Genomic DNA, 18,544 nt, shown 5'->3' on the forward strand with positions numbered 1-18,544 from the left:
GCATCCATCAATGGGCAAGCAACTGCCTTGATTTCGATGGATTGCCGGGGCAAGCCCGGCAATGACGAATGAGACAGGACCAACCGATGTCAGCCAAGCTCGCGCAGTACGGGGCCATCTCCCTGCTCGCCATTGCTCTCTCCGCCTGCTCCGCGCGCTATCAGACGCCGGTGGCGGTGGGTGGCGACGATGACGATGCGGTTTGCCTGAGCCGGGGCAATGCACAGGGCTCGCCGGAATACGTGGCCTGCCGCAAGGACCGCGACGTCCAGCGCAACGCCGCCACCGCCCGTGCCGACCGACGCCAGCGCGACCTCGGCGAATACATGCTGAACCATCCCGATCGGCCCTGAAATCGGGCGCGGTATCATCCTGCATTTTCACGCGCACTGGTCGTGACAGATCTGCAACGCTGCGGCCAAATCGTGGCGCGTTTCGTCCAATTTGATCGGCGTCAAATCCTCCGCCGCCCCCTTTCTGCTCAGACGCTCATATCGCGCAACGACGCGCGGAAGATGGCTGAAGGGGACTACAATGCAGAGAACGACAAGAAACCTGGCGCGGCTTGCGACGGTCGGCGCGATGCTCGCGGGCACTTTTGCATCAGTGCAAGCTGCCGATTTGCCGGTTTACAAGAAGGCGCCGCCGCCGGTCGAGGCGTTCAATCCTTGGATGGTGCGTCTGCGCGTGCTCGGCGTGCTGCCGGATGGCGGTGGCTCAACCGTCAACGTGGCGGGCGTGCCCTCGCTGTCCTCGCCGAATTCCGGCCTCTCGATCAGCGACCAGGTCGTCCCCGAGCTCGACATCAGCTATTTCTTCACCAAGAACATCGCGGCCGAACTGATCCTCGGCGTGACCCGGCACTCGATCAGCGGCACCGGTTCGCTCGCGAACCTGCCGATCGGCAAGACCACGCTGCTGCCGCCGACGCTGACGCTGCAATATCACTTCGACCAGTTCGGCGCGTTCAAGCCCTATGTCGGCGCCGGCGTGAACTACACCGTGTTCTTCAACAATTCCGCGGCCAACGTGCCGGCGGTCATCGTCGGACCGCCGGTAGGGGCGGTGACGACCACGGCCCTCCACGTCAGCAATGCCTGGGGCGGCGCCGTGCAGTTCGGCTTCGACTACATGATCGACCGTCACTGGGGTCTCAACGTCGACGTCAAGAAGCTCTGGCTGCGTCCGGACTACAGCGCGACCGTCTCCGGCCTGCCGGTCACCGGCACCGCGCATATCGATCCGTGGCTGGTCGGCGCCGGCGTGACGTACAAGTTCTGAGAGCGCTGCTCGGGGACGAGCTGTGGCCCCAACTGGCCGTGCGCTCCCTCACCACAAAACAAAAACGCGGCGGGTTTCCCGCCGCGTTTTGCGTTTCGATAACGAGAGAGAGGGAGAGTCTTACTCCTCCTCGTCCTGCTTCTTGCCGCCGAGCGTCTTCAGCTTGGCGAACACGGCGTCGAGGTTGAGATCGTCGCTCGATCGCTCGGCCGGCTCGAACTCGTCCTTCTTGGTGGTCTCGGACGCCGGCAGCAGGGTGGCGCCGCCATAGGCGGCGTCGATCGGCTTCTCCTTGGCGGCGCGCGCCACCTCGAAATCGAGCTCGATCTGCGAGCAGAGACCAAGGGTAACGGGGTCGATCGGGGTCAGCTGGGAGGTGTTCCAGTGGGTCCGGTCCCGCACGCTCGCGATGGTGCTCTTGGTGGTGCCGACCAGGCGCATGATCTGGGCGTCCTTGAGTTCGGCATGGTTGCGCAGCAGCCAGAGGATGGCGCTCGGACGCTCATGGCGGCGCGAGACCGGGGTGTAGCGCGGACCCTTGCGCTTGGGCTGGGGCGGCAGGACCACCTTGCTCTCCTGCAGCCGGAGCCGATAATCCGGGTTCTTTTCGCCCTTCTCGATCTCCTCACGGGTCAGCTGGCCGTTGGAGAGGGGATCCATGCCCTTGATGCCCTGGGCAGCGTCGCCGTCAGCGATCGCACGCACCTCGAGGGGATGCATCTTGGTGAAATCGGCGACCTGGTCAAAGGTCAGCGCGGTGTTGTCGAGCAGCCAGACGGCGGTCGCCTTGGGCATCAGAGGTGCGTTGCTCATGGCAAATCTCCTTTGTGCTTCGCCCACCCCTCTGGAGGCGAAGCCGGTGGTCATCAGCGATGACTGGGAATTCGCGCTATATAAGCCCGGAGGGGGTAGCCACGCAATGGTTCTGCTATAGATAGTGCCTTGACAGCGCCCGAAAGGGGGCCCAATTCCCTGTAGGCCCGTACCTAAGCCCTATTCAATCCATCGACCGCTTCCCGCCCATTTGGCGAGGTGATTCGGTCCCGAGATCGCTCAATGTCAGCCAAACCAGACCTCAAGATCGTGCTTTGTTCTCCCCGTGGCTTCTGCGCGGGGGTGGTACGGGCGATCGACACCGTCGAACGGGCGCTCGATAAGTACGGCGCGCCCGTCTACGTTCGCCATGAGATTGTGCACAACAAGTATGTCGTCGACGGGTTGAAGAAGAAGGGCGCGATCTTCGTCGAGGAGCTCGCCGAAATCCCGGAAAACACCTCCGCGCCGGTGGTGTTCTCGGCCCACGGCGTGCCGAAGTCGGTTCCGGCCGACGCCCAGTCCCGCAATCTGTTCTCGCTGGATGCGACCTGCCCGCTGGTGACCAAGGTGCACCGCGAGGCCGCGATCCACTTCAAGCGTGGCCGCGAGATCTTCCTGATCGGCCACTCCCATCACCCCGAGGTGGTCGGCACGCTCGGCCAGCTTCCGACTGGCGCCGTGACCCTGATCGAGACCGCCGAGGACGCCAAGACCATCTCCCCGAAGGACCCCAACAACCTCGCCTTCGTGACCCAGACCACGCTGTCGATCGACGACACAGCGGAGATCGTTGCCCTGCTCAAGGAGCGCTTCCCGAACATCAACGGGCCGCACAAGGAAGACATCTGCTACGCCACCACCAACCGCCAGCTCGCGGTGAAGAAGGTGGCGCCGGTGGTCGACGCGCTCATCGTCGTCGGTGCGCCCAATTCGTCGAACTCGCAGCGCCTGCGTGAGGTCGCCGAGCGCGAAGGCTGCAAGATCGCAGTGCTGGCGCAGCGGGCGGCTGACCTCGATTGGGAGCGGTTCAGCAACATCTCGAGCCTCGGCATCACCGCGGGCGCTTCGGCGCCGGAAGTGATCGTCGAAGAGATCATGGATGCATTCGCCGAGCGCTACACGCTGCATGTGGAGACGGTCTCGGCCGCAGAGGAAAACGAATTCTTCCCGCTGCCGCGTCAGGTGCGCCCCGAAGCCGCCGCCGAGTAGACCTCTATGGCGGTCTACACCGACGTTGCCGCCGACGAGCTTGCGGATTTCCTGAAGCAATACGATCTCGGCGAACTGCTCTCCTACAAGGGCATCGCCGAGGGCGTCGAGAACACCAATTTCCTGCTGCATACGAGCCAGGGGTCGTTCATCCTCACGCTCTACGAGAAGCGTGTGGCGAAGAACGATCTGCCGTTCTTCCTCGCCCTGATGACGCATCTGGCCGAGCACGGTATCAACTGCCCGCTGCCGGTGAAGGGAAGAGACGGCGAGGCGCTGCGCGAACTGTCGGGGCGTCCCGCGGCGACCATCACCTTTCTCGAAGGCATGTGGCCGCGCAAGCCGAACGTGGCCCATTGCGCCGGTGTCGGCGGGGCGCTCGCGAAGATGCATCTGGCCGGAGCGAATTTTACGATCAGGCGCGCCAATGCGCTCTCGGTCGCGGGCTGGCGGCCGCTGTTCGATGCGGCGTCAAACCGCGCCGATGAAGTACAGCCGGGCCTGCGCGCGTTCCTGGCGACCGAGCTCGACTATCTCTCGAGCGGGATCTGGCCGAGCAATCTGCCGGAGGGCGTGATCCACGCCGACCTTTTCAACGACAACGTCTTCTTCCTCGGCGACCAGCTCTCGGGGATCATTGACTTCACCTTCGCCTGCAACGACATGCTGGCCTATGACGTCGCGATCTGCCTCAACGCCTGGTGCTTCGAGCCCGATCATTCCTTCAATGTCACCAAGGCGCGCGCCTTCCTCAACGCCTATGGCCGCGTGCGAAAGCTCTCGGACGCGGAAGAGGCTGCGCTGCCGCTGCTGGCCCGTGGTGCTGCGATCCGCTTCCTGCTGACGCGGCTGGTCGACTGGCTCAACGTGCCCGAAGGCGCGCTGGTCAAGCCAAAGGATCCGCTGGAGTATGTCCGCAAGCTTCGCTTCCACCAGAGCGTGATCAGCGTACGCGATTACGGGCTGATGCCGTCAGGGCTGGTGGCGTGAGCGAGCTTCCCAACGTCACGATCTTTACCGACGGCGCCTGCTCGGGAAATCCGGGGCCGGGCGGCTGGGGCGCGATCCTGAAGTTCGGCGACAGGGAAAAAGAGCTGAACGGCGGCGAGCGCCACACCACCAACAACCAGATGGAGCTGATGGCGGCGATCTCGGCGCTCGAGGCGCTGAAAAAGCCGTGCACGGTCGATCTCTACACCGACAGCCAATATGTCCGGCAGGGCATCACCGGCTGGATCCACGGCTGGAAGCGCAACGGCTGGCGCACCGCCGACAAGAAGCCGGTCAAGAATGTCGAGCTATGGCAGCGCCTGGACGCCGCGCTGAAGCAGCACGAGGTCCGCTGGCACTGGGTCAAGGGGCATGCCGGGCATCCCGAGAACGAGCGTGCGGATCAGCTGGCGCGGGATGGGATCGTGAAGGCCAGGTTGCAGCAGAGGCTGGCGGAGTAGGCAACGAAGACGCCGCACTCTCTGCCGTCATCGCCCGGCTTGACCGGGCGATCCATTACGCCGCAGCAGTCGTCATGAATCTCGAAGCCTCTGCAACACTGGATGCCCCGCCTTCGCGGGGCATGACAGTGTCATATGTGACCCGAGAGCGGCGACAGCCTTACAGCTGCCCGAGCAGCGTATCGCCGCCGGAGACTTCGACCTTGCCGGGCATCGCCTCGAGGTTCAGCTTCTTGACCACGCCGTCCTCGACCAGCATCGAATAGCGCTTGGAGCGGATGCCGAGGCCGTTGCCGGAGGCATCGAGCTCCATGCCGATCGCCTTGGTGAAATCGGCATTGCCGTCGGCGAGGAAGATCGCCTCGTCGCGCTGGTCGGTGTCGCGCTTCCAGGCGTTCATGACGAAGGCGTCGTTGACCGACACGATGGCGATGGTGTCGACGCCCTTGTCCTTCATGGCATAGGCGTTGAGGAAGATGCTCGGCAAATGCATCTTGTGGCAGGTGCCCGTGTAGGCGCCGGGCACCGCGAACAGCGCCACCTTCTTGCCCTTGAAGATATCGTCGGTGGTCTTCACCTGCGGGCCTTCCGCCGTCATCACGCGGAATTTCGCCTCGGGCAGCTTGTCGCCAATCTGGATCGCCATTGTCGTCTCCCTGGATATCGATCCTGCTTATTAGACCGTGCGGCGGGCCTGCACAATATTGCCGGTGAGCGAGGGGGCGAGGGGGCCCTTCCGTGTCATCAACCGGCGAAGCCACCCTTGTCGAGGAAGGCCTGTTCTTCCTCGGTGCTGTCGCGGCCGAGCAGGCGGTTGCGGTGGGGAAACCGGCCGAACCGCCTGATGATGTCGGCATGCTCCCGGGCGTATTTCAGGTTTTCGGCATTGTCGGTGTTCTGAAACAGCGCCACGCAATGCAGCTGGTCGGGCAGGTGCTCCGAATGCATGAAGGGCAGATACAGGAATTCGAGCAGGACCGGATCGACCCGGGTATCGACGCCTCGGTCGATGGCACGGCGGGCGACGTTACGCGCCAGGCCATCGCTGGCAAAGGCCTGGGGCGTACCGCGGAACATGTTGCGGGGGAATTGGTCGAGCACGATGATGAGCGCGAGTGCGCCGTCATCGCTTGCTTCCCATGATGCCAGCTTGCCGACGATCGCCTTCTGTCAGAGCGCGAGAAATCTGCGCCTGACCTCAGCATCGAAGGCATCGTCGCGCGTGTACCAGCGCTCGCGGCCGGCCTCGCGCCAGAACGCGAGAATGTCGGCCGGCGTGATGTCCCTGACGTCAGTCAACAGCGGGAGGCGGGACTTACGCCGCCTGAGCCTTCTTCTCGTCGCGCAGTTCGCGACGCAGGATCTTGCCGACATTGGTTTTCGGCAGGTCGCTGCGGAATTCGATGTGCTTGGGCACCTTGTAGCCGGTGAGCTGCTCGTGACAGAACTTGATCACGGCCTCGGCGGTGAGGTTTGGATCCTTCTTCACCACGAAAGCCTTCACCGCCTCGCCCGACTTGGAATCGGGAATGCCGATTACGGCACATTCGAGCACGCCCGGATGGCTCGCGATCACTTCCTCGATCTCGTTCGGATAGACGTTGAAGCCGGAGACCAGGATCATGTCCTTCTTCCGGTCGACGATCTTGGTGTAGCCCTTCTCGTCCATGATGCCGATGTCGCCGGTACGGAAATAGCCGTCCGCGGTCATCACCTTTGCGGTCTCCTCGGGCCTGTTCCAGTAGCCCGACATCACCTGCGGGCCCTTGGCGCAGATTTCGCCGGCCTGGCCGAGCGGGACTTCGTTGCCATCGTCGTCGCGGATCGAGATGTAGGTCGAGGGCACAGGAATGCCGATCGTCCCCGTAAACTCGGTTGCCGTGGCCGGATTGCAGGTCAGCGTCGGCGAAGTCTCCGACAGACCGTAACCCTCCGCGATGAAGCAGCCGGTGATCGCCTTCCATTGATCGGCGACGGGACGCTGCACCGCCATGCCGCCGCCGTTCGAGATCTTCAGCTTGGAGAAGTCGAGCTTCTTGAAATCAGGGTGGTGCATCAGGCCGTTGTAGAGCGTGTTCACGGCCGGGAAGCTGTTGACCTGGTATTTCGCCAGCTCCTTGACGAAGCCGGGGATATCGCGCGGGTTGGGGATCAGGAGATTGCAGCCGCCGGCGCGCACCGCGAGCAGGTAGCAGGCCGTCAGCGCGAAGATGTGATAGAGCGGCAGCGCGCAGACGATCATGAGCTGGTCGACATGCGGCGGCGCCGCGAGCGCCGGCTGGAGCCAGGCGTCGTTCTGCAGGACGTTGGCGACAATGTTGCGGTGGAGCAGCGTGGCGCCCTTGGAGACCCCGGTGGTGCCGCCGGTATATTGCAGGAAGGCGACGTCGCCCGGCGAAAGTTTCGGCTTGTTGAATGTCATGCCGCGGCCGGCCGAGAGCGCGTCGTTGAAGGAGACCGAGCCGGGCAGCGACCAGGCCGGTACCATCTTCTTGACGCGGCGGACGACGAGATTGACGATCACGCCCTTGAAGCCGAGCAGATCGCCCATGGCCGCGACGATGACGTGCTTGACCTGTGTCCTGGCAATCACCTGCTCGACGGTGTGGGCGAAATTCTCCAGCACGATGATGGCTTCGGCGCCGGAATCCTTGAGCTGGTGCTCGAGCTCGCGTGGAGTGTAGAGCGGATTGACGTTGACCACCGCGAAACCGGCGCGCAGCACGGCAGCGGTCGCGACCGGATATTGCAGCACGTTCGGCATCATGATGGCGATGCGGGCGCCGCGCTGCAGGCCGCGGCCCTGCAGATAGGCAGCGAGCGCGACCGACATCTGGTCGAGGTCGCGATAGCTGATGGACTTGTCCATGCAGACGAACGCCTTGCGGTCGGCGAACTTGGTGAAGCTCTCTTCAAAAAGGTCGACCAGCGATGCGTATTGGGTCGGCTCGATATCGGCAGGCACGCCGGGCGGATACTGCTTGAGCCAGATGCGCTCCATGGAAAAACTCCCCTCATCTACCAGAGCCCGCTGTGTCTCGGGCTTGCCTCATTGCCACCAGTATCGAGCCTGCCGGAACGGGTGGCAAGTCGTCGAGGCTTAGGGCAAAGGTCAGGGAGTGGCTACTGGAATCGTCCAGAAGCCGCGCTGCCGCAGCTGCGAAGCGCGTGGCGCCGGGTCGGTGCGGCGTTAACTGTTGTTGGCCGGCTTGGCGGGCTTGGTCGCAGCCTTGGGCTTGGCGGGGCTACTTGCCGCAGGCTTCTCGGCTGGTTTTGCCGCAGCGTCGTGCTTGGCGGCAGCATGCTTGGGCGCCGCCGGCTTCACCGCAGTTTTCGCCTCGCTCTTGTCGTTGGTCTTGCCCTCAGCCGGCTTGGCAACAGGCTTCGCCGCAGCCGTCTTGGTGTCCTTCGCGTCCTTGCCCGCGTCCTTCGGCTTGTCGGCCGCATCGGGTTTCTTGGCGACGCGCGACTTCTTGCCACGCGGCTTCGACGCCGTCTGTTGGTCGGCATCGGCCGCGACGGCCGCGATCAGGGCGGTGCCGGTGCGGGTGGGGCCGGTATAGACCAGCACGGGCTCGGTCGCCGCAGGAGCCTGAGCCATCAGTTCGGAAGCCTTCATCAGGGGCGGCTGGAGGCCGGCGGTGAAGAAGGTCACCTGGGCTTCGCCACCGGTGGCCGAGGCCGATCCGCTGGCGCCGCCATTGGCCGCAATCAGCGCGTCGTCGTCGTCACTGGCCGGCCGCTTGCGATGGCCGCCGCACATCTCGTCGCGCAGGTTCGGTGGCGAGGCGTCGACCGGCACGAGGTTGTCGACCGTGCCGAGCGAGGGGCGCAGCCACGTCAGATTGTCTTGGCTGAAGCCGCGCTCCAGCAGCTGGGCCGCCTTCACCGCGCGCGCCGTGCCGGAGCTGGAGCCGAGCACCACCGCGATCAGCCTTCGGCCGTTGCGGGTCGCGGAGGCGACGAGATTGTAGCCGGAGGCACAGATGAAGCCGGTCTTGAAACCGTCGGCGCCCGGATAGCGACCGATCAGCTTGTTGAAATTACCCGTGACGCGCTTGCCGAAGCGGATCGCCGGGATGTGGACGAAGTATTCGTATTCCGGCAGGTCGCGCAGGAACGAGCGCGCCAGGATGCCGAGGTCGCGCGCCGAGGTGATCTGGCCGTCGGCGGGCAGGCCGTTCGGATTGACGTAGCTGGTCTGCGTCATGCCGAGCTTCTTCGCGGTATCGTTCATCATCGCGGAGAAACCGTCGATCGAACCGCCGACGCCTTCGGCGAGCACCACGGCCATGTCGTTCGCGGACTTGACCATCATCATCTTCAGCGCGTTGTCGACGGTGAGCTGCGTTCCCGGACGGAACCCCATCTTCGAGGGGGATTGCGAGGCCGCCGTCGGCGATACCGTGAGCAGCGTGTCGAGCGTCAGCCTGCCTTCCTTGATCGCCTTCAGCGTCACATAGGCGGTCATGATCTTGGTGACGGAGGCCGGATACCAGGGAATGGTCGCGTTCTCCGCCTGCAGCACCTTACCGCTGTCGGCCTCGATCAGCAGCAGGGCTTCGGCGCTCGCCGCGCGTGGTGCGAGGAGCGCGGCACCTGCGAGCGTCGCGGCGAACAGGTTGAACAGGGATTTACGAAGCAGCGGGCGTAGGGCGTGCACTATCCGATTCCGGTCCTTGGAGACCCGCCTGATACGGGCGGTGCTCGCGATCTGATTGTCGGTTCTGAAATCCAGCGCCGCCGCTTGCGGCGCCGCAAACCTATACCGGCTGGTGCGTCGAGAACAGGGGCATGAGCGGGGTATTCCGCAATGAAATAGGCCGAATTTCGACGATCCTGTGAGGACTTGCTAGGGGGCCTTGGCAGCAGTCGCAGCAGCCTCTGCGGCTGTCACGCTGGCCCGTGCGGTCTCATGAACCATGAACTGGGCCTTGGCGAGTTCGGCGAAATGGCCGCCCTTGGCCACGAGTTCATCGAAAGTTCCGCTTTCGATCACCCGCCCGTTCTCGAACACCAGGATCCGCGTGGCGTTGCGGATGGTGGAGAGGCGATGGGCGATCACGAAGGTGGTGCGGCCCTTCATCACTTCGTCGAGAGCGGCATTCACCTTGGCCTCGGTGACGGCGTCGAGCGCGCTGGTGGCCTCGTCCAGGATCAGGATCGGCGGATCCTTCAACAGCGCGCGGGCGATCGACAGGCGCTGCCGCTCGCCGCCGGACAGCATGCGGCCGCGCTCGCCGGCATTGGTCGCAAAGCCGCCGCTGCGCTCGATGAAATCGAGCGCCTGCGCTCGCTCGGCCGCCTTGCGCATCTCCGCTTCGGTCGCGTCCGGCTTGCCGACGCGCAAGTTCTCCTCGATCGAGCGGTTGAACAGCAGCGCCTCCTGGAACACGACACCGATATTCCGACGCAGCGAGGTCAGCGTGATGCCGCGCACGTCCATGCCGTCGATCCTGATGAAGCCGGATTGGGGGTCGAAGGCGCGATGCAGGAGCGCGATTGCTGTGGATTTTCCGGCGCCGGTCGGGCCGACCAGCGCGATGGTCTGGCCGGGCAGCGCGGTGAAGGTGAGATCCTCGATTGCCGGCCGCTTGCCGTCATAGGAAAAAGAGACGTCGTTGAACTCGACGAGGCCGGACAGCCTGCCGGCATCGATCGCATCGGGCCGATCGTGCACCGCGGGCACGGCGTCGAGCACATTGAAGAATTCGCGCAGGCGGGGCGCCTCCATGAACACGTTGTTGATGAAGCTCACGACCTGCTCGAGCTTCTGGATCAGCAGCGTGGCAAAGCTCACGAACATCACGATCTCGCCGACCGATGTCAGCCCCCGGTCGTGCAGTGCGATGCCGAGCGTGAAGATCGCCAGCACGGTGATGGTCGTGGAGGCGCGCGTAATGACGGTGACGAGCGCCCACCAGGACAGCACCGGCATCTGTGCGGCCAGCAACTCGTCGGCCACGGAGCGTAGTCCCTTCACCTCTGATTCGACCCGCACGAAACTCTGCACCAGCGCGACGTTGCCGAGCGCGTCCGAGGCGCGCGCTGACAGCTCGCTGTAGTGCTCTTCGACCTGCATCTGCATGCCGAAGGTCCTGCGCACGACGAAAGTGGTCAGTGCCGTGAACACGACGCAAAGCACGAACAGCAGGATCGCGAGCCGCCAGTTCAGATAGAGCGACAGCGGCAGCAGCACCACGACCGACAGGATCGCGGCAAAATGCTCGCGGAAGAAGCCGACCCACAGCCGCCACAGCGCGTCGGTGCCATTGAGCATCACCTTCATCAGCCGACCCGAATGGGTGCCGGAGTGGAAGGTCAGCGGCAATTGCAGGATGTGCTCGAAATAGTCGGTCAGCACGGCCTGGCGCTGGCGGTGGGAGAGCCGGTCCGCCTGCAGGGCCACGAGCGCGCTACACAGGATGGTGAAGAGCCCGAATGCGACCCAGGCCAGCAGGAACGGCCAGGCCGAGCTGGAGCCTGCTACCGTCTTGCCCGAGAGCACGTCGACGATGCGGCCGAACAGGACGGGCTCGGCGAATTGCGAGGCGGCCAGCAGGAGATTCGCGAACGCCAGCAGCCAGCCCAGCCGCGCCTCCTTGCCGAGCAGTTCGAGAACGCGGGTGTAGAGGCTGAAAATAGACATGCGGAGCGGCAACTCGGGGGATAACGGGGCCCGTATTCTAAGCAGGGATCGCCTGCGAGATACAGTGGAAGCTGCGGGTTTTGCTCAATTGATCAGCCGCCCCGCGACCGGCGGCAGGAATCGGTCGTCGAAGATATCGCCTGGCGTGGGCCGCTTGCGGAATTTGAAGTCCTGCGCGATCTGGTCGATCGAGCGCTCCAGGCGCGTGGGCTCGACGCCGCCGAGGCCGGTGCGCTTGACCTCGTCGGTCAGGATGTTGTCGACGAGGGCGGTGCGCAGGCGCGCCCGCTCCAGGTCGCGGTCGCCGCCGTCAATGCGGCTCGTGGCCTCGTCCGCCGCACGCGCGGGCTCCGCGACGGTCGCATTGATGCCGGCGATCAAGGCACGGACGAAGCCTTTCACGGCGTCCGGCTTCGCCGTGGCGAAGGCGGGATTGGCCACCACGGCGAAGCCATAGGCCTCGCAGCCATAGTCGGCAAAACGCAGCACGACGAGATCGGCTCCGGGCACGCCGCGGTCGCGCAGGTTTACCGCGGAGAGATAGTTGAAGCCCGCGACCGCATCGACCTGTCCCGCGGACAGGATCGGCTCGCGGACCGCAGCGCTGATCTTGTGGAATTTGACACGCGATGCCTTGATGCCGTTCTGCTGCGCCAGCGCCGGCCACAGTCGCATCGACAGATCGCCGTCGGCGACGCCGACGGTCTTGCCGTCGATATTGGGTAATAGCTCGATGCCGCGGCTCCTGCGCGCGACGATCGCGTAGGGCGCGCGGTTGAACAGCACGAACACTGCCTTGACCGGCGCTGAGTCTTCCTTGTCGCGAAACCGGATCAACTCGTTGATGTCGACGAGCGCAAGCTCGCTGTCGCCCTTGGCGACGCTCGCGAGCGCCTCCGGCGATCCGGTTGCGCTGTTGAAGGACACATTGAGACGTTCGGCACTGAACCTGCCGTCCTTCGCCGCAAGGAAGAATGGCGCCATACTGGCGTCCAACGGACGGTCAAATGTGAAATGGATGGCAACGGACGGCGCAGCGGTCTCGGCCGCACCGACATCGCGAGCGACGAGCGTTGCAAGCGAGATCGATAGAGCCAGAAGGCAACGGAGGGCGGTCGTACTGAATCCTGACATCGATTGCGCCGGTTCCGCATTGTTGGGTTTCGTGACGCTCGCGCCGCCGGCTTCGGCCAGTCTCTCCGCGCCAACATGAACGGCGGATGAGCGGCGGTTGCGTCACGATCACGCAACCCCATTCAGCTTGTGTTGGGGTTGGGGAACCCAACATGGGATGCCGGTGTTTGAGACACATGAGCCTGTCTGCAGGCACCATTCGAGGTCCCAAGGAGGGTCCAGAACATGTTTGACCGCTTTTCGAAGTTTACCGGCCGCAAGGCCGTTCTTGCCACTGCCGCGGTGCTGGCGTTGAGCGCGGTTGCCCCGACAGCTTCCTATGCCGGCGGTCGCCACTGGCATGGCGGAGGTGGAGCGGCTTTTGCCGGTGCGGCCATCGCCGGCGCCATCGGCACCGGCCTTGCGATCGCCGCCACCCGTGATGCCTATGCCTATGACGCCCCGGCCTACTATGGCGGCGGCCCGGTCTATTACGACGAAGGTCCGGTCTATTACGGCGGCGACTCCTACATCGGTCCGCGCCCGTATCACCGTTGCGGCGGCCCGTACCAGTCTGCGCAGGGCGGTCAGGGCAACATTTCGACCTGCTACTAAGCAGCTCTCCCAAGCTTAACCTGAACAGGCCGTCGCGCTTGCCGCGGCGGCCTATTTTCTGCTTTTGTTGTCGGACGTTAACACGCCCGCCATTTGTTTAGAGTAGTTTCGAGTACCATGAGTGATTCGCTTGAGCGGCTATATCTGGCTGTGCTCGCGGCCAGAGATCTTGATCCGGCAACGTCGCGGACGGCCCGGCTGTTTCAGCGCGGGCCCTCGAAAATGGCAAAGAAGCTCGCCGAAGAGGCCATTGAGGTCGTGATCGATGCGGTCAATGGCGACACCGATGCCGTGATCCGGGAAAGCGCCGACCTCTTGTACAATCTCACCGTGCTCTGGGCCTCTGCGGGCGTGCGCCCCGAGGACGTTTGGCGCGAGATGACGCGGCGGGAAGACATGCTCGGCATCGCCGAGAAGCTGCCGAAATCGTCGATGAAGCTGCCTAAAGTCGCGTCACCGCGCGTGGCTGCCAGGCGGCCGATTGTCGCGCTTGAGGGCCGCACCGCGCGCAAGCGCCACTGAGGCCCGATGAAATTGGAACGTATCGTCATCGCGCTTCAAGCTATTGTTTGAGCGTAGGCTCCCTGGAAACCGCTACGCATTTTTCCGGATCACGCTGGAACGTCACAAAACTCACGATGGACAAATCCGTCCCATGGTGCTTCATCGCGGCGCCATGCTGAAACGTATCTATGATTGGTGCATCGACGCCGCCCATAAGCCCTACGCGCTCTGGATCATGGGAGCCGTGTCTTTCGCCGAGAGCTCCTTCTTTCCGGTCCCGCCGGATGTGATGCTGATCCCGATGTCGCTGGCGCGCCCGCAGCGCGCCTGGCTCTATGCGATGGTCTGTACCGTCACCTCGGTGCTCGGCGGCATCGTCGGCTACGCCATCGGTGCACTGCTGTTCGACTCGGTCGGCCAATGGCTGATTCAGGTCTATGGCCTCGGCGGCAAGGTCGACGCCTTTCGCGCCTCCTATGCAGAATGGGGCGCGGTGATCATCCTGCTCAAGGGGCTGACACCCATCCCCTACAAGCTGGTCACCATCACCTCGGGCTTTGCCGGCTACAATCTCCTCCTGTTCATCCTTTGCTCGATCGTCGCGCGTGGCGGACGCTTCTTTATCGTCGCGATCCTGCTCAACCGATATGGCGACTGGATCCGCGTGAAGATCGAGAAGCATCTCGGTCTCGTGGTGGCGGTCGGTGCTGCCGTGCTGGTGCTCGGCTTCGTGGTGGCGATCAAGCTAATCTAGATCCACGGCGCTTTGCCGCAGGGTCGGCTTCGGCTACGGTTGCCATCATGAAGGTTCGATCCGGCAATCCGGCTGCACAGCTCGGGACGCTGATGTCAGCAGTGCTGCTCCTGCTCGCTGCTTGCGGGAGCGGGTGGTCGCAATCGGCGCCGCCGTCGCTTGGCTTGCAGGAGCAAGGGCCCCAGGCTGCGCCGCCGCCCTCGACGCCCCCGCCCGAAGAAAATCCCGGGCTGATCAATGAAGTGGGCAAGCTGTTCGACAAGCTGCCTTCGATCCTGCCGCCGATCAAAACCCCCAGCGAGACCATGAACGACCTGTCGCGGCTGGCGAAGCCCTCGACAATGGTGTCGGGGCGCATCGCCTGCCCGGCATCGTCCAACGGCGCGCCTGATTGCAAGCAGGCCGCCGACCAGCTCTGCCAGAGCAAGGGCTACAAGGAAGGCAAGAGCCTGAACGCCGATTCCGCGGAAAAATGCTCGGCCAAGGTTCTCATTCCAGGCAGGCAACGTAAGCCGGATGACTGCCGCACCGATACTTTCGTGACCAGCGCGCTGTGCCAGAACTGAGGCCACTCGCGCGAACCAAGGAGCGCCCATGAGCCGTACGGAGCAGGACTTCCTCGGACAGCGTGAGATCGCCGACGACATCTATTACGGCGTCCAGACCATCCGGGGTAAGGAGAACTTCCACATCACCGGCATTCCGATGAACCAGGAGCCTTTCTTCGTGAAGGCGCTCGGCTACGTCAAGAAGGCCGCTGCCATGGCCAACCGCGACCTCGGCGCGATCGACGCCAAGGTCGCCGACGCCATCATCGTCGGCTGCGACCGGGTCATCGCCGGCGACATGATGGACCAGTTCGTCACCGACTTCATCCAGGGCGGCGCCGGCACCTCCACCAACATGAACGCCAACGAGGTGATCGCCAACCTCGCGCTGGAATCGCTCGGCTTCAAAAAGGGGGACTACCAGCACGTCAGCCCCAACGATCACGTCAATTACGGCCAGTCGACCAACGACACCTATCCGACCGCCTTTCGCCTCGCGCTGATCCTGAGGCTGGAAAGCTACATGACCGCGCTGCGCCAGTTGCAGGAAGCCTTCTTCGCCAAGGGCCGCGAGTTCGACCGTGTGCTGAAGATGGGCCGCACGCATCTGCAGGACGCGGTGCCGATGTCGCTCGGGGCCGAATTCCGGGGATGGGGCACGACCATGGGCGAGGAGGTCGATCGCATCTCCGAGGCTCGGGCGCTGCTGCGCGAGATCAATCTCGGCGCCACCGCGATCGGTACCTCCGTCACGGCGGCACACGGTTATCCCAAGCTCGCCGTTCGCCATCTCAGCGCGCTGACCGGCGTCGACTTCATCCTCGCCGGCGACCTGGTCGAGGCGACCTCGGACACCGGCGCTTATGTGCAGCTCTCCGGCGTGCTCAAGCGCACCGCGAGCAAGCTGACCAAGATTTGCAACGACATCCGCCTGCTCGCTTCCGGACCGCGCGCCGGCTTCAACGAGATCAACCTGCCGCAATTGCAGCCGGGCTCCTCGATCATGCCGGGCAAGGTCAATCCCGTCATCCCTGAAGTCGTCAACCAGACCAGCTTCCTCGTCATCGGGCTCGACACCACTGTAACGCTGGCGGCTTCGGCAGGCCAGCTCCAGCTCAACGTGATGGAGCCGGTGATCTCGTTCGCGCTGTTCTTCTCGATCCGCACCATGGAGCGGGCGGTCAACAGCCTGCGCGAGAATTGCGTCGTCGGCATCACCGCCAACGAGGAGCACACCCGCAACATTGTGCTGAATTCGCTCGGCATCGTCACGGTGCTGAAGCCGCTGCTCGGCTACAAGCAATGCGCCGAGATTGCGCGCGAGGGCTACAAGAGCGGCAAGTCGCTACATCAGATCGTGGTGGTCGAGCGCAAGCTGCTGACCCAGGAGAAGTGGGACGAGATGTTTTCGTTCGAGCGGCTGATCAATCCCGATCTGCTGGGGTAGGCTCGGATCTCTCGCGTCATTCCGGGGCGCGCATAGTGCAAGCCCGCAATCCATTTCCCCATTTGCGCTGTGGCCCGATGGATTCCGGGCTCGACGCTGCGCGTCGCCCCGGAATGACGGAAGGGGAATTCCGCGCGTTGGAATTGTCCTGACGGTTGCTGCCGGTGCGGCGACAAAACGCAATACTTGACAGTGGAAAGATTGCCTTGTTGGTATGGCGGTCAACCTTCCATCGACCGGCCAACAGAGGATCTTACCGTAATGTCCATGCCTGCCTTGTTCAAAGGACGCCTGTCGATCCCCGTGATCGGCTCGCCACTCTTCATCATCTCGGTGCCCGATCTCGTGATCGCGCAGTGCAAGGCAGGTGTGGTCGGCTCGTTTCCGTCGCTGAATGCGCGGCCGCCGGAGTTGCTCGACGAATGGCTGGCGCGGATCACCGAAGAACTCGCGACCTATGACCGTGCCCATCCCGACAAGCCGTCGGCTCCGTTCGCAGTCAACCAGATCGTGCACAAGTCGAACAACCGGCTTGATCACGACATGCAGCTCTGCGCCAAGTACAAGGTCCCGATGGTGATCTCCTCGCTCGGCGCGCGCGAGGAGCTGAACCAGGCGGTGCACGGCTGGGGCGGCATCGTCTTTCACGACGTGATCAACCAGAAATTCGCGCACAAGGCGATCGAGAAGGGCGCCGACGGCCTGATCCTGGTCGCGGCCGGCGCCGGCGGTCACGCCGGCACCATCTCGCCTCTGGCCTTCGTTGCTGAGACACGAAAGTGGTTCGATGGTCCGATCGCACTGTCGGGCGCCATCGGCAACGGCCGGGCAATCCGCGCCGCGCGCATTCTGGGCGCCGACTTCGCCTATATCGGCTCCGCTTTCATCGCCACCAAGGAAGCCAACGCGGTGGAGAAGTACAAGGAGATGATCGCAGGCTCGACCGCCGACGACATCGTCTATTCCAACCTCTTCACCGGTGTGCACGGCAATTACCTGAAGCCCTCGATCCTCGCCGCCGGCATGGATCCGGACAACCTGCCGACCTCCGATCCCTCCAAGATGAATTTCGGCACCGACGCTTCCGGCGAGCGCGCCAAGCCGAAAGCCTGGAAGGAAATCTGGGGCTCGGGCCAGGGCATCGGCAGCATCGAGGGCGTCGTCCCTGCCGCCGAACTTATCGCCCGCTTCAAGAAGGAATACGACGAGGCGATCGATCCGCCGCTATAATCGCGCTCGTGTCCCGGACCTGCTGCAGCGTTCAACGCTGTTGCGCAGAGCCGGGACCCATCGCCGCAATGCATGGACCCCAGATCAGCAGCGCGCCGCGACGCGCTGTGCAGCGCCCGGGGAACGTCAACTGAGACCGATGAAAGCATGCCCCCGATCTACCGCGTCGACGGCAACAGCGTTGTCACCAGCCCGGATGCTGCCGGTCCCTGGGACCGGCGCATGCAGCACGGCTCGGCGCCGGCCTCGCTGGTGACATGGGCGGCCGAACGCATTCCGACGCCCGTTGCGATGGACATCGCGCGCGTCACCATCGATCTGATGCGTCCGGTGCCGATCGCGCCGCTGACGATCGTGGCTGACGTGCTGCGCGAGGGCCGCAAGATCCAGCTCTGCCAGATCAAGCTGCTCGCCGACGGCGTGCAGGTCGTCGGTGCCAGCGTGCTCAAAATCAGGCGTCAGGCACTGTCATTGCCCGACGAGGTCAAGGCCATGCCGTTGACGCTGCCCTTGCCGGAGGACTCGCTGGTCGAGGACGGCCATGCCGCCACCAGCCCGTTCGTGCGTTCGGTTTCGATGCGCGCCGCGCGCGGCCGCTTCGGCCAGGCCGGCGCCGGCGCGATCTGGTTTCGCGTCGACCATCCGCTGATCGAAGGCGAAGCGATCTCGCAGGCGATGCGTGCCCTCGTCGCAGCCGACTTCTCCAACGGCACCGCCTCGACTCTCGATTTTCGCGCCTGGACCTACATCAACGCCGACCTCACGGTGAACTTTTCGCGCCAGCCGGTCGGCGAGTGGATCTTGCTCGACGGTGAATCCTCGATCGGGCCCGACGGCGCCGGCCTTGCGATGTCGCGGCTTGCGGATCGGCAGGGCTATTTTGGCCGTGCGGTGCAGAGCCTCGTCATCGAGAAGCGATAGAACCTT

18 protein-coding genes and 1 pseudogene are annotated in these 18,544 nt (G+C 64.0%); 12 read left to right on the forward strand and 7 right to left on the reverse strand.

Annotation, left to right across the window (positions count from 1 at the left end; all coding sequences use genetic code 11):
* The first annotated feature begins 86 nt into the window (after positions 1-86).
* Entirely contained in the window at positions 87-353 is a 267-nt protein-coding gene (locus tag JQ580_RS01250; RefSeq protein ID WP_106947872.1) for a hypothetical protein, read from the forward strand.
* 181 nt (positions 354-534) lie between these two features.
* Entirely contained in the window at positions 535-1,281 is a 747-nt protein-coding gene (locus JQ580_RS01255; RefSeq protein ID WP_212277943.1) for an OmpW/AlkL family protein, read from the forward strand.
* Between the two features lie 120 nt (positions 1,282-1,401).
* Here JQ580_RS01255 and JQ580_RS01260 read toward each other — a convergent pair whose 3' ends face one another.
* Positions 1,402-2,094 carry a DUF1013 domain-containing protein gene (locus JQ580_RS01260; protein ID WP_162307747.1) on the reverse strand — a complete coding sequence of 231 codons (693 nt, stop codon included), beginning with the start codon at positions 2,092-2,094 and terminating at the stop codon, positions 1,402-1,404.
* A 243-nt stretch (positions 2,095-2,337) separates the two neighbouring features.
* On the opposite strand from JQ580_RS01260, the gene ispH reads away from it, so the two are divergent.
* The 3 genes from ispH to rnhA are packed head-to-tail and all read left to right on the forward strand — an operon-like array spanning position 2,338 to position 4,757.
* Positions 2,338-3,306 carry a 4-hydroxy-3-methylbut-2-enyl diphosphate reductase gene (gene ispH / locus JQ580_RS01265; protein ID WP_106947874.1) on the forward strand — a complete coding sequence of 323 codons (969 nt, stop codon included), beginning with the start codon at positions 2,338-2,340 and terminating at the stop codon, positions 3,304-3,306.
* A gap of 6 nt (positions 3,307-3,312) precedes the next feature.
* Positions 3,313-4,296: a homoserine kinase gene (locus JQ580_RS01270; protein WP_212277944.1), complete on the forward strand. Its 984-nt coding sequence runs from the start codon at positions 3,313-3,315 to the stop codon at positions 4,294-4,296.
* On the forward strand, positions 4,293-4,757 hold the full coding sequence (gene rnhA, locus JQ580_RS01275) for a ribonuclease HI (RefSeq protein WP_212277945.1): 465 nt from the start codon (positions 4,293-4,295) through the stop codon (positions 4,755-4,757). Before JQ580_RS01270 ends, rnhA begins: the two co-directional genes overlap by 4 nt.
* 160 nt (positions 4,758-4,917) lie before the next feature.
* On the opposite strand, the gene JQ580_RS01280 is transcribed toward rnhA, so the two are convergent.
* From JQ580_RS01280 to JQ580_RS01305, 6 genes and pseudogenes are all read right to left on the reverse strand, one after another.
* Positions 4,918-5,403 (reverse strand): peroxiredoxin, encoded by a 486-nt coding sequence (locus JQ580_RS01280; RefSeq protein ID WP_212277946.1) that lies wholly within the window; start codon positions 5,401-5,403, stop codon positions 4,918-4,920.
* A gap of 98 nt (positions 5,404-5,501) precedes the next feature.
* Positions 5,502-6,056 (reverse strand): annotated as a pseudogene (locus tag JQ580_RS01285) (DUF924 family protein).
* A gap of 16 nt (positions 6,057-6,072) precedes the next feature.
* Positions 6,073-7,758, reverse strand: a complete 1,686-nt coding sequence (locus JQ580_RS01290) for a long-chain fatty acid--CoA ligase (RefSeq protein ID WP_212277947.1) — start codon at positions 7,756-7,758, stop codon at positions 6,073-6,075.
* A gap of 189 nt (positions 7,759-7,947) precedes the next feature.
* Positions 7,948-9,420 (reverse strand): D-alanyl-D-alanine carboxypeptidase family protein, encoded by a 1,473-nt coding sequence (locus JQ580_RS01295; RefSeq protein WP_212277948.1) that lies wholly within the window; start codon positions 9,418-9,420, stop codon positions 7,948-7,950.
* A 189-nt stretch (positions 9,421-9,609) separates the two neighbouring features.
* The gene (locus JQ580_RS01300) at positions 9,610-11,406 is read right to left on the reverse strand and encodes a glucan ABC transporter ATP-binding protein/ permease (RefSeq protein ID WP_212277949.1); all 1,797 of its coding nucleotides are present in this window, start codon (positions 11,404-11,406) and stop codon (positions 9,610-9,612) included.
* A gap of 84 nt (positions 11,407-11,490) precedes the next feature.
* Positions 11,491-12,540, reverse strand: coding sequence for an ABC transporter substrate-binding protein (locus JQ580_RS01305; protein ID WP_212277950.1), 1,050 nt, complete (start codon positions 12,538-12,540; stop codon positions 11,491-11,493).
* A gap of 225 nt (positions 12,541-12,765) precedes the next feature.
* On the opposite strand from JQ580_RS01305, the gene JQ580_RS01310 reads away from it, so the two are divergent.
* From JQ580_RS01310 to JQ580_RS01340, 7 genes are all read left to right on the forward strand, one after another.
* Positions 12,766-13,134 (forward strand): hypothetical protein, encoded by a 369-nt coding sequence (locus tag JQ580_RS01310; protein WP_212277951.1) that lies wholly within the window; start codon positions 12,766-12,768, stop codon positions 13,132-13,134.
* A gap of 117 nt (positions 13,135-13,251) precedes the next feature.
* A complete protein-coding gene (gene hisE / locus JQ580_RS01315) occupies positions 13,252-13,656 on the forward strand; it encodes a phosphoribosyl-ATP diphosphatase (protein WP_063200315.1) in 405 nt (134 codons plus the stop codon).
* 133 nt (positions 13,657-13,789) lie between these two features.
* A complete protein-coding gene (locus JQ580_RS01320) occupies positions 13,790-14,392 on the forward strand; it encodes a YqaA family protein (protein WP_212277952.1) in 603 nt (200 codons plus the stop codon).
* A 47-nt stretch (positions 14,393-14,439) separates the two neighbouring features.
* Positions 14,440-14,958 (forward strand): hypothetical protein, encoded by a 519-nt coding sequence (locus JQ580_RS01325; RefSeq protein WP_212277953.1) that lies wholly within the window; start codon positions 14,440-14,442, stop codon positions 14,956-14,958.
* Positions 14,959-14,986: 28 nt separating this feature from the next.
* On the forward strand, positions 14,987-16,387 hold the full coding sequence (locus JQ580_RS01330; RefSeq protein WP_212277954.1) for an aspartate ammonia-lyase: 1,401 nt from the start codon (positions 14,987-14,989) through the stop codon (positions 16,385-16,387).
* 261 nt (positions 16,388-16,648) lie between these two features.
* A complete protein-coding gene (locus JQ580_RS01335; protein ID WP_212277955.1) occupies positions 16,649-17,617 on the forward strand; it encodes an NAD(P)H-dependent flavin oxidoreductase in 969 nt (322 codons plus the stop codon).
* 147 nt (positions 17,618-17,764) lie between these two features.
* A complete protein-coding gene (locus JQ580_RS01340) occupies positions 17,765-18,538 on the forward strand; it encodes a thioesterase family protein (RefSeq protein ID WP_212277956.1) in 774 nt (257 codons plus the stop codon).
* Positions 18,539-18,544: the final 6 nt, after the last annotated feature.

The organism is Bradyrhizobium sp. SZCCT0148 (assembly GCF_018129985.1).
Classification (GTDB): Bacteria; Pseudomonadota; Alphaproteobacteria; order Rhizobiales; family Xanthobacteraceae; genus Bradyrhizobium; species Bradyrhizobium japonicum_H.

Excerpts from the sequence above, each read along its gene's own strand:
- JQ580_RS01305 (WP_212277950.1), bottom strand. The coding sequence starts at position 12,540 with ATGTCAGGATTCAGTACGACCGCCCTCCGTTGCCTTCTGGCTCTATCG.
- JQ580_RS01335 (WP_212277955.1), top strand. The coding sequence starts at position 16,649 with ATGTCCATGCCTGCCTTGTTCAAAGGACGCCTGTCGATCCCCGTGATC.
- ispH (WP_106947874.1), top strand. The coding sequence starts at position 2,338 with ATGTCAGCCAAACCAGACCTCAAGATCGTGCTTTGTTCTCCCCGTGGC.
- JQ580_RS01310 (WP_212277951.1), top strand. The coding sequence starts at position 12,766 with ATGTTTGACCGCTTTTCGAAGTTTACCGGCCGCAAGGCCGTTCTTGCC.
- JQ580_RS01270 (WP_212277944.1), top strand. The coding sequence starts at position 3,313 with ATGGCGGTCTACACCGACGTTGCCGCCGACGAGCTTGCGGATTTCCTG.
- hisE (WP_063200315.1), top strand. The coding sequence starts at position 13,252 with ATGAGTGATTCGCTTGAGCGGCTATATCTGGCTGTGCTCGCGGCCAGA.
- JQ580_RS01330 (WP_212277954.1), top strand. The coding sequence starts at position 14,987 with ATGAGCCGTACGGAGCAGGACTTCCTCGGACAGCGTGAGATCGCCGAC.
- JQ580_RS01255 (WP_212277943.1), top strand. The coding sequence starts at position 535 with ATGCAGAGAACGACAAGAAACCTGGCGCGGCTTGCGACGGTCGGCGCG.
- JQ580_RS01325 (WP_212277953.1), top strand. The coding sequence starts at position 14,440 with ATGAAGGTTCGATCCGGCAATCCGGCTGCACAGCTCGGGACGCTGATG.
- JQ580_RS01320 (WP_212277952.1), top strand. The coding sequence starts at position 13,790 with ATGGTGCTTCATCGCGGCGCCATGCTGAAACGTATCTATGATTGGTGC.
- JQ580_RS01280 (WP_212277946.1), bottom strand. The coding sequence starts at position 5,403 with ATGGCGATCCAGATTGGCGACAAGCTGCCCGAGGCGAAATTCCGCGTG.
- JQ580_RS01340 (WP_212277956.1), top strand. The coding sequence starts at position 17,765 with ATGCCCCCGATCTACCGCGTCGACGGCAACAGCGTTGTCACCAGCCCG.
- JQ580_RS01250 (WP_106947872.1), top strand. The coding sequence starts at position 87 with ATGTCAGCCAAGCTCGCGCAGTACGGGGCCATCTCCCTGCTCGCCATT.
- JQ580_RS01300 (WP_212277949.1), bottom strand. The coding sequence starts at position 11,406 with ATGTCTATTTTCAGCCTCTACACCCGCGTTCTCGAACTGCTCGGCAAG.
- JQ580_RS01290 (WP_212277947.1), bottom strand. The coding sequence starts at position 7,758 with ATGGAGCGCATCTGGCTCAAGCAGTATCCGCCCGGCGTGCCTGCCGAT.
- JQ580_RS01260 (WP_162307747.1), bottom strand. The coding sequence starts at position 2,094 with ATGAGCAACGCACCTCTGATGCCCAAGGCGACCGCCGTCTGGCTGCTC.